The organism is Brevundimonas sp. (assembly GCF_035627475.1).
Taxonomy (GTDB): Bacteria; Pseudomonadota; Alphaproteobacteria; order Caulobacterales; family Caulobacteraceae; genus Brevundimonas.
The window spans coordinates 1-13,047 of the sequence record NZ_DASPLR010000025.1 but is presented as its reverse complement, the minus strand read 5'-3'; the positions used below and the strand labels follow the sequence as shown (position 1 = coordinate 13,047).

The 13,047-nt window shown below is 70.3% G+C and carries 14 protein-coding genes and 1 tRNA gene; 10 read left to right on the top strand and 5 right to left on the bottom strand.

From position 1 onward, the window contains the following. The first annotated feature begins 37 nt into the window (after positions 1-37). The gene (locus tag VEA62_RS06555) at positions 38-1,690 is read left to right on the top strand and encodes a CTP synthase (protein WP_324819822.1); all 1,653 of its coding nucleotides are present in this window, start codon (positions 38-40) and stop codon (positions 1,688-1,690) included. A gap of 52 nt (positions 1,691-1,742) precedes the next feature. Here the strand turns inward: VEA62_RS06555 and VEA62_RS06550 are convergent, their stop codons facing one another. The 3 genes from VEA62_RS06550 to VEA62_RS06540 all read right to left on the bottom strand — a co-directional run bounded on the left by VEA62_RS06550 (position 1,743) and on the right by VEA62_RS06540 (position 3,550). After that, on the bottom strand, positions 1,743-1,877 hold the full coding sequence (locus tag VEA62_RS06550) for a hypothetical protein (protein WP_324819820.1): 135 nt from the start codon (positions 1,875-1,877) through the stop codon (positions 1,743-1,745). A 79-nt stretch (positions 1,878-1,956) separates the two neighbouring features. Continuing rightward, on the bottom strand, positions 1,957-2,538 hold the full coding sequence (locus VEA62_RS06545; RefSeq protein WP_324819818.1) for a fasciclin domain-containing protein: 582 nt from the start codon (positions 2,536-2,538) through the stop codon (positions 1,957-1,959). Between the two features lie 22 nt (positions 2,539-2,560). Further along, complete coding sequence (locus tag VEA62_RS06540; protein WP_324819816.1) at positions 2,561-3,550, bottom strand: hypothetical protein; 990 nt, start codon at positions 3,548-3,550, stop codon at positions 2,561-2,563. A gap of 167 nt (positions 3,551-3,717) precedes the next feature. On the opposite strand from VEA62_RS06540, the gene VEA62_RS06535 reads away from it, so the two are divergent. Next, positions 3,718-4,005 carry a hypothetical protein gene (locus VEA62_RS06535; protein WP_324819815.1) on the top strand — a complete coding sequence of 96 codons (288 nt, stop codon included), beginning with the start codon at positions 3,718-3,720 and terminating at the stop codon, positions 4,003-4,005. After that, complete coding sequence (locus tag VEA62_RS06530; RefSeq protein ID WP_324819813.1) at positions 4,002-5,105, top strand: hypothetical protein; 1,104 nt, start codon at positions 4,002-4,004, stop codon at positions 5,103-5,105. Before VEA62_RS06535 ends, VEA62_RS06530 begins: the two co-directional genes overlap by 4 nt. A gap of 49 nt (positions 5,106-5,154) precedes the next feature. Here VEA62_RS06530 and VEA62_RS06525 read toward each other — a convergent pair. Then, a tRNA-Ser gene (locus VEA62_RS06525) sits at positions 5,155-5,244 on the bottom strand. A gap of 95 nt (positions 5,245-5,339) precedes the next feature. On the opposite strand from VEA62_RS06525, the gene VEA62_RS06520 reads away from it, so the two are divergent. From VEA62_RS06520 to VEA62_RS06500, 5 genes are all read left to right on the top strand, one after another. After that, positions 5,340-6,212 carry a septal ring lytic transglycosylase RlpA family protein gene (locus VEA62_RS06520; RefSeq protein WP_324819811.1) on the top strand — a complete coding sequence of 291 codons (873 nt, stop codon included), beginning with the start codon at positions 5,340-5,342 and terminating at the stop codon, positions 6,210-6,212. Between the two features lie 149 nt (positions 6,213-6,361). Beyond that, entirely contained in the window at positions 6,362-6,988 is a 627-nt protein-coding gene (gene tmk, locus VEA62_RS06515; RefSeq protein ID WP_324819809.1) for a dTMP kinase, read from the top strand. Next, a complete protein-coding gene (locus VEA62_RS06510) occupies positions 6,985-7,974 on the top strand; it encodes a DNA polymerase III subunit delta' (protein ID WP_324819807.1) in 990 nt (329 codons plus the stop codon). Before tmk ends, VEA62_RS06510 begins: the two co-directional genes overlap by 4 nt. Next, positions 7,974-8,762 carry a TatD family hydrolase gene (locus VEA62_RS06505; RefSeq protein WP_324819805.1) on the top strand — a complete coding sequence of 263 codons (789 nt, stop codon included), beginning with the start codon at positions 7,974-7,976 and terminating at the stop codon, positions 8,760-8,762. The genes VEA62_RS06510 and VEA62_RS06505 overlap by 1 nt, the downstream gene beginning before the upstream one ends. Beyond that, positions 8,759-9,571 carry an MBL fold metallo-hydrolase gene (locus VEA62_RS06500; RefSeq protein WP_324819803.1) on the top strand — a complete coding sequence of 271 codons (813 nt, stop codon included), beginning with the start codon at positions 8,759-8,761 and terminating at the stop codon, positions 9,569-9,571. Before VEA62_RS06505 ends, VEA62_RS06500 begins: the two co-directional genes overlap by 4 nt. On the opposite strand, the gene hemB is transcribed toward VEA62_RS06500, so the two are convergent. Beyond that, positions 9,560-10,564: a porphobilinogen synthase gene (gene hemB, locus VEA62_RS06495; protein WP_324819801.1), complete on the bottom strand. Its 1,005-nt coding sequence runs from the start codon at positions 10,562-10,564 to the stop codon at positions 9,560-9,562. The genes VEA62_RS06500 and hemB overlap by 12 nt on opposite strands. Before the next feature lie 213 nt (positions 10,565-10,777). Between hemB and VEA62_RS06490 the strand changes: the two genes are divergently transcribed. Both VEA62_RS06490 and VEA62_RS06485 read left to right on the top strand, forming a co-directional pair. Then, positions 10,778-11,917 (top strand): isobutyryl-CoA dehydrogenase, encoded by a 1,140-nt coding sequence (locus VEA62_RS06490; protein ID WP_324819799.1) that lies wholly within the window; start codon positions 10,778-10,780, stop codon positions 11,915-11,917. A gap of 8 nt (positions 11,918-11,925) precedes the next feature. Continuing rightward, entirely contained in the window at positions 11,926-12,978 is a 1,053-nt protein-coding gene (locus VEA62_RS06485) for an enoyl-CoA hydratase/isomerase family protein (protein WP_324819797.1), read from the top strand. Positions 12,979-13,047: the final 69 nt, after the last annotated feature.

The window sequence follows — 13,047 nt, the reverse complement described above, 5'->3', positions numbered from 1 at the left end:
CATTACGCCGCCCGAATCGGCGGTAGAGTGATCTCCCATGGCCCGTTACGTGTTCATCACCGGCGGCGTGGTTTCCTCATTGGGAAAAGGCCTCGCCTCCGCCGCTCTCGGCGCGCTCCTGCAGGCGCGCGGCTACAAGGTGCGTCTGCGCAAGCTCGACCCCTATCTGAACGTCGATCCGGGCACGATGAGCCCCTATCAGCACGGCGAGGTCTTCGTCACTGACGACGGGGCGGAGACCGATCTCGACCTCGGCCACTATGAGCGCTTCACCGGCGTATCGGCGGCGAAGTCGGACAACATCACCACCGGCCGCATATATTCAACCATCCTCGAGAAGGAGCGGCGCGGGGACTATCTGGGCGCGACCGTGCAGGTCATTCCGCACGTCACCGACCAGATCAAGCAGTTCTGCCTGACCCCCGCCCTGACCGACGAGGGCGAGGAGGTCGACTTCGTGCTGGTCGAGATCGGCGGCACCGTCGGCGACATCGAGGGCCTGCCGTTCTTCGAGGCGATCCGCCAGCTCGGCCAGGAGCTGCCGCGCGGCCACGCCTGCTACATCCACCTGACGCTGCTGCCGTACATCAAGACGGCCGGCGAGATGAAGACCAAGCCGACGCAGCACTCGGTCAAGGAGCTGCGCTCGATCGGCATTCAGCCCGACATCCTGCTGTGCCGCTGCGAATATCCGATCCCGCCCGAGGAAAAGCGCAAGATCGGCCTGTTCTGCAATGTCCGCGAAAGCGGCGTCATCCAGGCCATGGACTCGGCCGACATCTACGCCGTGCCGCTGGACTATCACCGCGAGGGTCTCGACGCCGAGGTCCTGGCCCATTTCGGCATCGCCGACGCCCCGGCGCCCGACCTGTCGCGCTGGCAGGAGATCGCCCGCCGCCGCCTTCATCCCGACGGCGAGGTCACCGTCGCCGTGGTCGGCAAGTACACAGTGCTCAAGGACGCCTACAAATCCCTCATCGAGGCGCTCCACCACGGCGGGGTCGCCAACAACGTCAAGGTCAACATCGACTGGGTCGAGGCCGAGACCTTCGAGGGCGACCGCGACGCCTGCGAGGCCCGGCTGCAGGGCGCCCACGCCGTGCTGGTCCCCGGCGGCTTCGGCGAACGCGGCTCCGAAGGCAAGATCGAGGCCGCCCGCTTCGCCCGCGAGCGCAAGATCCCCTATTTCGGCATCTGCTTCGGCATGCAGATGGCCGTGATCGAGGCGGCGCGGAACCTGGCGGGCTACCCCAAGGCCTCCTCCACCGAATTCGGCCCGACGTCGGAACCCGTCGTCGGCCTGATGACCGAATGGGTCCAGGGCAACCAGCGCGTCCTCCGCCAGCAGGGTGGCGACATGGGCGGCACCATGCGGCTCGGCGCCTATGACTCGACGCTGAAACCGGGATCGAAGATCGCACAACTGTACGGTTCGACGACCATCAGCGAGCGCCACCGCCATCGCTACGAGGTCAACATCAACTATCGCGAGGCCATTGAACAGAAGGCCGGCCTCGTCTTCGCCGGCCTGTCGCCCGACGGCGTCCTGCCCGAGACGGTCGAGCGCGAGGACCATCCGTGGTTCATCGGCGTGCAGTACCACCCCGAGCTGAAGAGCCGGCCCTTCGCCCCGCACCCCCTGTTCGCCGGCTTCATCGAGGCCGCCGTGGTGCAGAGCCGGCTGGTCTGACGGCGCTCGGAGGCAGGGCCCTTCGGCGACGGCGAACGGCTGTGACCGCGCCCTAGCCCGGCTTGCGCGGCTCCAGTCCCTCGAACGGCCGCCGCTGCCGGCAGCGCACGCACACCTGGGTGCCCGGCTGACTTCGGCTGTCGACGAATATGTGGCCCTTCCAGGCGCAGTGTAGAGACTCGAACATCGCCCGTTCCCGGCTCCCCTTATGACCTCGTTTCAGGGCTGTCTGCAAGATCGCTGTTCTGCGAAACCCGCAGTCAGGGCTAGGGCGTCGTCGCGGCCGCAGGCTGGTCCTGACGGACCAGCAGGGCGTCCACGGGCTGGAGGACGCCGTTGCTCGCCACGCTCTCCTCGCCCGTCAGCCGTGCGCTGGCGCCGCTCTCCGACCTGACCCTGATCGCCTCGCCGTCTCGAGAGAAGGTCAGCAGGGTGTCGGCCATGGTGCGCATCTGGACGCTGCCGTCCGCGTCGCGTCCGAGGGCCGCCGCGATGTCCGCCCTCGTCAGGGCCCCGGGCACGATGTGGGCGCGGAGCAGGGCGGCGCCCTGGGCGCGCAACGTCTCGTCCGTGAAGGCTCCGGCTCCGCCCGCGCCGAAGGCGGCGTCTGACGGGGCCAGCAGGGTGTAGGGCCCGACCCCCTCCAGCACATGGGTGAGGCCGGCGTTGGCCACGACGCCGGCCAGGGTGTCGTAGCCGTCCGCGCGCTCCACGGTGGCCGCCAGGGTGCGGGAGGAGGGTTCGGCCGGTTCGGCCCTGTCCCCGGTCGTCTTTTCGTCGCCCGCCCCGCAGGCCGCGAGCAGGAGGACGGCGAGAGGCGTCAACGCCCGCCGCATGATGTTCCGCATTTCGATGTCTCCTGCCGCTGGTTCAGGCGAGAAGCTGGATGGCCGCCTGGACCAGCTGCGTGGTCGGATCGACCCGGTAGATGTAGCCGTCGCTGTAGCGGTACAGGCCGTCGGGCGTATCGGCGTACTGGCTGCGGTACGGGTAGGGCACGTTGTAGACGTCGTAACCGGCCGGCATGGGCTGGCCCACGGTGATCGGCTGACCGGTCAGCAGGGCGACGACCTGGGTGATGGCCTGGGTTCGCGGATCGACGCCGTACAGGGCGCCATTGGCGTAGCGGTAGTCATAGGGCTGGTTCAGCCGGAAATAGTCCGTGTAATAGTCCGGCGCCGGCTGATAGGCGTATTGTTGCGGCCACACGGCGCCCGGCGCGAGCGCCCCGCCCAGCACCGGCAACCAGCCCAGCACCGAGCCCCTCTGGTCCATCCGGTACAGATAGCCGTCGTCGTAGCGGTAGACGCCGTCGTCCCGACGGGCGTTCCACAGGTAATCGTACCGGGCCCGCGCGATCTGGCGCGCCTGTCCCGGCGGCAGGCAGCCGTTGTTGCGCTTGGCCAGTCCCGGCGGGCAGCCCCTGACCAGGCCGCGCTCCGGCTCGACGCGGAAGACCGTCAGCGGTCCGGCCTCGCGCCGCGCGACGACGCGCTCGACCTCCCGCGCGGCCTGGTCGCGCCGCCCGGCCTCGCGCCCACGGTCGTCCTTCCGGTCGCGCCCGCCATCGTCGCTGCGCTGGCCGGGTGCGCGCGACTGGATACGTTCAACCGCGGCGGTGGCCCGGCGATCGTCGCCGCCGCGCCCGCGGTTGCCGCGGCTGTCCTGGCCTGACCGGTCGGGCCCGGAATCCTGCCGCCGCTCTGCCTGCCGACCGGAGTCGCGGCCGCCGCCCTTGCCGCCGTCGTCGCTCCTTGCGTGGTCGCCGCCGTAACCGCGGCCATGGTCCTGCGCCAGTGAAATCTGAGCCGGGCCGAGCGCCAGGACCAGGGCGGCGGCGGCGGGAATGATCGTCTTCATGGGGAACCTCTCGGGGAGGCTTCTCAAACGTCCGCGATCCGACACTGTTCCGGCCGGCGCCGGCGCCCCTCCCGCGACACGCCCTTGGGCGTGACGGTCGTCACGCGTCGCCGCGGGCCCCCGAGCGCATCCTGCAGGCCTCAAGGGATCGATGCAGGAGGGCGATCATGAACGTGCAATTCAGGCGGCAGCGTACGGGCGAACTGCAGATGGCCGCGGTCTATATCGACCAGCGGCTGGTGCCTTTCCGCAACGAGGTCGCGCAGCAGGACCTCGAGCCGGACCGGGACTACATCCTGAGCTGGAGGCTGATCGGCGACACCGGGAGCTCGGTAAAGGTCGTTATGACCGCGGAGGACGTCGCCCAGACCCTGTTTGAGGCCACGCTCAAGCATGCGGACGGCGGGCGTCAGGCCAACGGCAAGATCTTCAGGCTGAAGGGAGCCGTGCAATGACCCGCTCCCTCAGTTTCCCGGTGCTCGCCTCGCTGATCATGGCGGCCGCTGCGACTGCGGCTATCGGCCAGGAGCGCGTGTCCGCTGATGCGGCCCAATCCCGGCTCGCCGGCCAACTCCCAGCCGACGTCGCCTGGACGTCCGGGCTGGCGGGAGAGGCGATTCAGTTTCGGGCGGAGAGCGACAGCAGCGAGGCGGCGATCTTCATCGGCGATACCCGGGAGGGCGGGTGGGTCAACGCCTGGTCGTTGCGGTTCGCGACGCCGATCCAGAAGGGCGAAAGTTCGACGAATTTCATCACTGAGAGCGGCCTGTCAGGCAGTTCCTCGGTGCGGATGACGCTGAGCCATGTGAGCGGCAGCCCACCGTTCGCGACGCCGGTCGCGGAACAGCTGACGCTCGGCAGGCAGGCCATCGATGCGTGCGTCGGCAAGTCGGTCACCGCCGCGGCGCGCGAGGCCTGCTCGAATCTCACCTTCTCGGACCTGCGCGAGTATCTGCCTGAACATCTGAGATCTCGCCTCGCCGACCCCAATTTCGAAAGCGCCAATATCTGGGTGTGGACCGCCGCGCTCGAAGTCGGTCATCAGGAGATCGACTGGCGCGACCCCCTCAGCCTGGCCGAACAGGAGACGCAGCGCACGCCTTACGCCCTGTCGTTGTCGGGGGGCGTCAGCCTTGGCCGCGGGCACGGGGAGCAGCCGTTCTACGTCGGCGGCGGCGTGGAACTGGCCCGGGAGTATCCGGCCGGCGACAGCCGCACGCTCTGCGCCCCGCCCCCGGCCGTCGGCCCCCAGGAATGCTTCACCGGACGCTTCGGCGCTCCGGAGGCGCGCGACAGCCAGGTGATCCATCTTGTCGGTCGTTTCCAGGAGGTGGCGGGCGCCCCGTTCGCGGTCGAGCTCAGGCCCGCCTACGACCTGCGCAACGACGTCGCCGAACTGGCCGCGACCCTCTACCTCGTTTCGGGCTCCGACGGCGGTCTGCGGGGCGGGCTGAGGGCGCGCTGGCGGACAGAGGACGACGATCCCCTGACCGGGGACGAGCGGTTCACCTTCGGGGTCTTCGTCGGGGCGCCCTTCTCCCTGGGGTCGCAATAGGGGCCCGTCGCCGCCGGTCTGCCGCGGGCGCCTGGCGGCGGGCCGGCGATGGCGGACAGGGTGGGATTCGAACCCACGGTAGGCTCGCACCTACGGCGGTTTTCAAGACCGCTGCCTTAAACCACTCGGCCACCTGTCCGTGCCTATTGAGCGGAATGGCCGCATAGCGCCAAACGCCTCGTTAACCAAAGCGGAAATCTTGTCCGCCATCCTCGCGGGCGTCGGAGGCGGGCCATGGCTGCGAGACTTCTCAAGGGTGTAGTTCTCGCCGGCCTGCTGTCGTTGCTGGCCGCCTGCGCCAGCGCAGGCCGGTCCGGCGCGGACGGCTATCCCGTCGTCACGGACCCGGCTCCTATCGTTTCCGGAACCATGCGGCCCTACCAGATCCGCGGCCGCTGGTACCGCCCGGAGGAACAGCCGAACTACGACGAGACCGGCATGGCCTCCTGGTACGGCGACCAGTTCCATGGCCGTCCCACCGCCACGGGCGAGCGTTTCGACATGAACGCCCTGACCGCCGCCCACAAGACCCTGCCGCTGCCGGGGCTTGTCGAGGTCACCAATCTCGCCAACGGCCGCCGCGTCGTCGTCCGCGTCAACGACCGCGGGCCGTTCGTCGACGGGCGCATCATCGACCTGTCGCGCGGCGCCGCCGACGCCCTGGATCTGCGCCGCGCCGGCGTGGGCGAGGTGAGGGTGCGCTACCTCGGCCCCGCGCCCCGCCTCGGTGGCGGTCAGGTCCTGCAGTATGCCGAGGCGCGGCCTGCGCCGGAGCGCGGGCCGGTTCCCTACCTCCCGGCCCCCGTTCCCCAGCCGCCGCCGCAATCCCCGCCCGAGCCGGTGGAGTGGTCGTCGCCCGCCGTATCCGCGCCCGCGCCCGCGCCCTCGCCCTCGGGCGTCTGGGTCCAGGCCGGGACCTGGTCCGACGCGCGTCAGGCCCGCCGCGCGGCCTCTCACCTTGGCGGCGGCGCCACGGTCGACGTCGCCGGCCCCGGACAGTTCCGCGTCCTCGTCGGCCCATGGCCGGACGCCGCCGCGGCCGAGCGTTCCCGCCGCGCCGTGATGTCGCGGGGTTATCCCGAAGCGACGACGATTTCCGGGGTCTAGACCGAAAACGGTCGTGAGGGGCGCCGCCCGTCACGGCTCGGATTTCGGTCCACATGAAACTGGACCATTTTTTGGATTCAGGTCGATTCGGCCTGAAGCAAAAATGGTCTGGCCCTTGCGAACCCGACCGGCGCCGCCATTGTGCGCCGGTGACCCAAGGCAGATTCATCACCTTCGAAGGCGGGGAGGGGACCGGCAAGTCGACCCAGGTCGCCCGGCTCGTCGAACGCCTGCGCGCCCGCGACCTCGAGGTGTTGCAGACCCGCGAACCCGGCGGCTCCGACGGCGCGGAGGAGATCCGCAACCTGGCCCTCAACGGCGACGCCGGGCGCTGGTCGCCCATGACCGAAACCCTGCTGATGTTCGCCGCCCGCTCCGACCATCTGGAGCGCACCATCCGGCCCGCGCTTGAGGCCGGCCGCTGGGTGGTGTGCGACCGCTTCGCCGATTCCAGCCGCGCCTATCAGGGCGCCGGGGGCGGCACGCCGGCCGAGTTCATCGAGACGCTGGACGCCGCCATCGTCGGCGCCACCCAGCCGGACCTGACCCTGGTCTTCGACCTGCCTGTCGAGGTCGGGCTGGAGCGCGCCTTCGGACGCGGCCTGTTCGAGACCCGCTTCGAATCCAAGGGTCTGGAATTCCACGAGCGGCTGCGGCGCGGCTTCCGCGACATCGCCGCCGCCCATCCCGAGCGCTGCGTCGTCGTCGACGCCGAGGGAGATCTGGAGACCGTCGAGGCCCGTGTCTGGGCCGCCGTCGAGGCGCGGCTGCTGTGAGCGAGCATCCGCGCGACCGGTTCGACCTCGTCCCCGACGCCGCCGCCGAGGCCGCCTTCCTCCACGCCTTCGACAAGGGCCGGCTGCACCACGCCTGGCTGCTGTGCGGGGTCGAGGGGTCGGGCAAGTCGACCTTCGCCTACCGCGCCGCCCGCCGCCTGCTCGGCGCCGCGCCGGATCCGTCGCGCGGCCCGCTCGGAACGCGCCCGGACGATCCGGTGGCCCGCCTGATCACGGCCCAGTCGCATCCCGACCTGCTTGTGCTCGAACGCGCCGTCGAGGGCGGCAAGACGAAGAAGTCCATCTCGGTCGACCAGGCCCGCGATCTGCCCGAGTTCTTCTCCAAGAGCCCGTCCCAGGCGAAATACCGCGTCGCCATCATCGACGCCGCCGACGACCTGAACCTCAACGCCGCCAACGCCTTGCTGAAGGTTCTTGAGGAGCCGCCCGAGCGGGGCGTGCTGTTCCTCGTCACCCATGCCCCCGGCCGGCTGCTGGCCACCATCCGCTCGCGCTGCCGCCGGCTGGCCTTTCCGGTCTGGCCGCAGCACGCGCTGGAGGACCTGGTCCGCAACCGCACCGGAGTCCCCTCGGCCGAGGCCGCCCGCATCGCCGGCATGGCCGCCGGCTCGCCCGGCCAAGCCCTGGCGCTTGCGTCCGGCGCCACGCTGGAAGCCGACCAGCTGGCCCAGGCCTGGGTCGCCGCCCCGGATCTCGACCGCGCCGAGGTCATGGCCATCGCCGACAAATTCCGCGGCGCAGAGGGGCAGGAGCGGTTCGAAACCCTGATGGACCGGCTGATCGCGGCGGTGAAGCTGCGCGCCCTGGAGGAGGCCCAGGGCAAGGGGGGCGCCGGCGCCCGCTGGGCCGAGCTGTGGGAGCGGCTGTCCGAGCTGCCCGACCGCGCCGCCGCCATCAACCTCGACCGCGCCGACGTGCTGGCCGGGGCGCTGGCCGACCTGCAGCGCACCAAGGCCCGCGCCTGATGCTCATCGACAGCCACGTCAACCTGCACGCGCCCCAGTTCGACGAGGATCGCGACGCGGTCATCGCCCGCGCCCGCGAGGCCGGCGTCGGCCTGATGGTCGAGATCTCCGACAAGCTGTCGACCTTCGAGGCGACGCACGCCCTGGCCATGGCCCACGACGACATCTGGGCCACCGTCGGCGTCCATCCGCACGAGGCCAGGGACTATGCTGACCTGAGCGCCGACCGGCTGGTCGAACTGGCCGCCCGTCCGAAGATCGTCGGCATCGGCGAATGCGGCCTCGACTTCCACTACGACCTCAGCCCCCGCGACACCCAGGCGGCGGTGTTCCGTCAGCACATCGAAGCGGCGCGCCGCACCGGCCTGCCGCTGGTCGTCCACACCCGCGAGGCCGACGCCGTCATGGCCGACATACTGACCGAAGAGCAGGCGAGGGGCCCTTTCCGCTTCCTGATGCACTGCTACACCAGCGGCCCTGAACTGGCGGAAAAGGCGGCGGAACTGGGCGCCTGGTTCTCGGTTTCCGGCATCGCCACCTTCAAGGCCGCCGCCGAGGTGCGCGAGATCATCGCCGCCATGCCCGCCGACCGCATCATCGTCGAGACCGACTGCCCCTACCTCGCTCCGGTCCCGCACCGGGGCCGCCGCAACGAGCCGGCCTATGTCGGCCACGTGCTCGACAAGCTGGCCGAGATCCGCGGCTGGTCGCGCGACGAAGCCGAGGCCCGCACCACCGACGCCTTCTTCGCCCTGTTCGACGGCATCCCCCGGCCGGAGGGCGCATGATCGGCGCGGCGGGCGAGCTGGAGGTCGTCATCCTCGGCTGCGGCTCGTCCGGCGGCGTGCCGCGCGGCGATGGCGACTGGGGCGACTGCAACCCCACCGAGCCGAGGAACCGGCGTCTGCGCTGCTCCCTGCTGGTCCGCCGCCACGGCCCCGAAGGCGTCACCAGCGTCCTGATCGACACCTCGCCCGACCTGCGCGCCCAGATGCTGGCGGCTGACGTCAAACACATCGACGCCGTCCTCTACACCCACGACCACGCCGACCAGACCCACGGCATCGACGACCTGCGCGTCTTCGCCCTGCGCGCCCGCCGCCGCATCCCCGCCCACATGGACGCCCCGACGTACGCCGCCCTGTCCCGCCGCTTCGCCTACATCTTCGACAGCATGGAAGGGTACCCGGCGATTCTGGAGGCCCACATCCTGCGGCCGCACGGCCAGGCCTGGTCCGTCGACGGCCCCGGCGGCCCCGTCCCCGTCGTCACCTTCGACCAGGCCCACGGCCCGATCCGCTCGGTCGGCTACAGGATCGGCGGCGTGGCCTATTCCAGCGACGTCTCCGACCTCGACGAGACGGCCCTCGAAGCTGTGCGCGGCTGCGACCTGTGGATCGTCGACGCCCTGCGCTGGACCCCGCATCCGACCCACGCCCACGTCGAGAAGACGCTCGACTGGATCGCCCGGGCGGGGGTCAAGCGGGCCGTGCTCACCAACCTGCACATCGACCTGGACTACAACGCCTTGTCGGCGGCCGTTCCGCCAAACGTCGAGGTGGCGTTCGACGGCTGGAGCGCCCGCCTAGCCCTGTAGCAGCCGCGCCGCCTGCGGGGCGAAATAGCTCAGCACCCCCGCGCAGCCGGCCCGCTTGAAGGCGTGCAGGCTCTCCAGAATGGCCCGCTCCTCCTCCAGCCAGCCATTGGCCATGGCCGCCCGCATCATCGCGTACTCGCCCGACACCTGGTAGGCGAAGGTCGGCACCCGGAAGGTCTCCGACACCCGCCGCACGATATCCAGATACAGCATCCCCGGCTTGACCATCACGGCGTCCGCGCCCTCGGAAATGTCCATCGCCACCTCGCGCAGCGCCTCGTCCGAGTTGGCGTAGTCCATCTGATAGGTCTTCTTGTCGCCCGTCAGCGCCTTCGCCGACCCCACCGCATCGCGGTACGGCCCGTAGAAGGCCGAGGCGTATTTCGCCGCGTACGACAGGATCATCGTGTCCTGCAGCCCGTTGGCCTCCAGCGCCTCGCGGATCGCCTGCACCCGCCCGTCCATCATGTCCGACGGCGCCACCACATCGGCCCCGGCGTGGGCGTGGATGAAGGCCTGCTCCGCCAGACGTTCCAGCGTCGCGTCGTTGACGATCCGGCCGCCCTCGACGATCCCGTCGTGGCCGTGGTCGGTGTAGCAGTCCAGGGCCACGTCGGTGATCACCCCGACCTCCGGCGCCGCGTCCTTGATGGCCTTGATGCAGTCGGGAACCAGCCCGTCCGGATCGGTCGCCCCCGTGCCGACGCCGTCCTTGATCGACCCGTCGACATTGGGAAACAGCGCCACCGCCGGAATGCCCAGATCCCGCGCCTCGACCGCCGCCCGCGCCGCCGCCTTCGGGCTCAGCCGGAACACCCCCGGCATCGAGGCCACCGCCACCCGCTCGTCCGCCCCGTCATGCACGATCAGCGGCCACACCAGATCGGCCGGCGTCAGCGTCGTCTCGGCTGTCAGCCGCCGCACCCACGGCTGGCTGCGCAGGCGGCGGGGGCGGGCATAGGGAAAGGCGGCGGGGGCGAAGGGCTGGGTCATGGGGTGGCCTCATAGCTTCCTTCTCCCATTGGGAGAAGGTGGCGGGGCGCAGCCCCGTCGGATGAGGGTCGGCTGGCGGACGCGGCGAAGCCGTCCTGGTCGACCCTCACCCTTTCGCCTTGCCGATCGCTTCGCTCCCGGAGGCTCAAGCCCTCTCCCATCGGGAGAGGGGAGCGTCTAGAAGCCCACCAAAGACTCGCAGGAACCGCCCCCATGGACTTCGCCCTCACCGACGACCAGCGCGCCATCCAGGACGCCGCCCGCGCCTTCGCCGAGGCCGAGCTGGCCCCGCACAGCGCCGAGTGGGACGAGACCAAACACTTCCCCGTCGACGTCATGAAGCACGCCGCCGAAATGGGCTTCTGCGGCATCTACACCGGCGAGGAGCACGGCGGCATGGCGCTCGGCCGGGTCGAGGCCGCGGTCATCTTCGAGGAGCTGTCGCGCGGCGACGTCTCCACCGCCGCCTTCATCTCGATCCACAACATGGCCACGTGGATGATCGACAAATTCGGCTCCGACGAGCTGCGCGCCCGTTACGTGCCGTCGCTGGTGTCGATGCAGAAGATCGCCTCCTACTGCCTGACCGAGCCCGGCTCCGGCTCCGACGCCGCCGCCCTGCGCACCACCGCGAAGCTGGACGGCGACCACTGGGTCCTCAACGGCTCCAAGGCGTTCATCTCCGGCGCCGGGACCTCGGACGTCTATGTGGTCATGGCCCGCACCGGCGCCGACGGCCCCAAGGGCATCTCCACCTTCGTCGTGGAAAAGGACACGCCCGGCCTCTCCTTCGGCGCCCAGGAGAAGAAGATGGGCTGGAATTCCCAGCCAACCGCCATCGTCAGCTTCGACGACTGCCGCATCCCCGCCGCGAACCTGCTCGGCAAGGAGGGCGACGGCTTCCGCTACGCCATGATGGGCCTCGACGGCGGCCGGCTGAACATCGCCGCCTGCTCGCTGGGCGGCGCCCGCCTCGCGCTGGAGACGGCGCTGGACTACGTCGCCAGCCGCAAACAGTTCGGCAAGCCGATCGCCGACTTCCAGAACACGCAGTTCAAGCTCGCCGACATGGCCACCCAGCTCGAGGCCGCCCGGTTGATGGTGCTGCGCGGGGCGTGGGCGATCGACACGAACCACCCCGAGAAGACCAAATGGTGCGCCATGGCCAAGCGCCTCGCCACCGACGCCTGTTTCCAGATCGCCGACGAGGCCCTGCAGCTGCACGGCGGCTACGGCTACCTCAAGGACTATCCGCTGGAGCGCATCGTCCGCGACCTGCGCGTCCACCGCATCCTCGAAGGCACCAACGAGATCATGCGCGTGATCACCGCGCGGGAGATGATGCGGCAGTGAGCGACAGCATGACCCCCGAACCCGAAGTCCTCGCCCGCGTCCAGTCCGGCCTCGGCCGCCTGACCCTGAACCGCCCCAAGGCGCTGCACGCCCTGAACCGCGCCATGTGCGACGCCATGATCGGCGCGCTGCTGGCCTGGCGGGACGACGACGCCGTCAAATCCATCCTCATCGACCACGCCGGCGAGCGCGGCTTCTGCGCCGGCGGCGACATCCGCATGATCGCCGAAAGCGGGGCAGGGGACGCCTCGGAAGCGAAGGCCTTCTTCGACGCGGAATACAAGCTCAACCACCTGCTGTTCGACTACCCGAAGCCGGTCACCGCAATCGTCGACGGCATCGTCATGGGCGGCGGCGTCGGCATCTCCGAGCCGGCCGACGTCCGCATCGCCACCGAACGCACCACCTACGCCATGCCCGAGACCGGCATCGGCCTGTTCCCCGACGTCGGCGGCGGCTGGTTCCTGCCGCGCCTGCCGGGCCAGACCGGCGTCTGGCTGGCCCTGACCGGGGCCCGGCTCAAGGCCGCCGACACGGTCTTCCTCGGCATCCACACCCATTTCCTGCCGTCCGATGCGCTGGAGGCCTTCCGCGCCATCCTCGCCGCCGATCCGGCCCATCCGATCGATGTCGCCGACGGGCTCGAGACCGACGCCGGCGAGCCGCCGATCGAGCCGCACCTGCCCTCCATCGACCGCCTGTTCGCCTTCGACACCGTCGAGCAGATCTTCGCCGCCCTCGAAGCCGACGGTTCGGAGTGGTCCTCGGCCCAGCTGGCCATCCTGAAGACCAAGTCGCCCCAGTCGCTCAAGGTGACCCTGCGCCAGCTGCGCACCGGCGCGGGCCTGACGTCCTTCGCCGACAACATGGCCATGGAATACCGGCTCGGCGGCCGCGTCGTCCGCACCCATGACTTCCAGGAGGGCGTCCGCGCCGTCATCGTCGGCAAGGACAATGCCCCCCGCTGGTCCCCCGCCGACCTCTCCGGTGTCACCGACGCCGACCTCGACCGCCTCTTCGCCCCGCTGCCGGCGGACGAGGCGTGGACGCCGCTTCCGTGATCCTTCTCCCCTTGCGGGAGAAGGTGGCGGCCGAAGGCTGACGGATGAGGGGTCGCGCCGGCGGCTCCC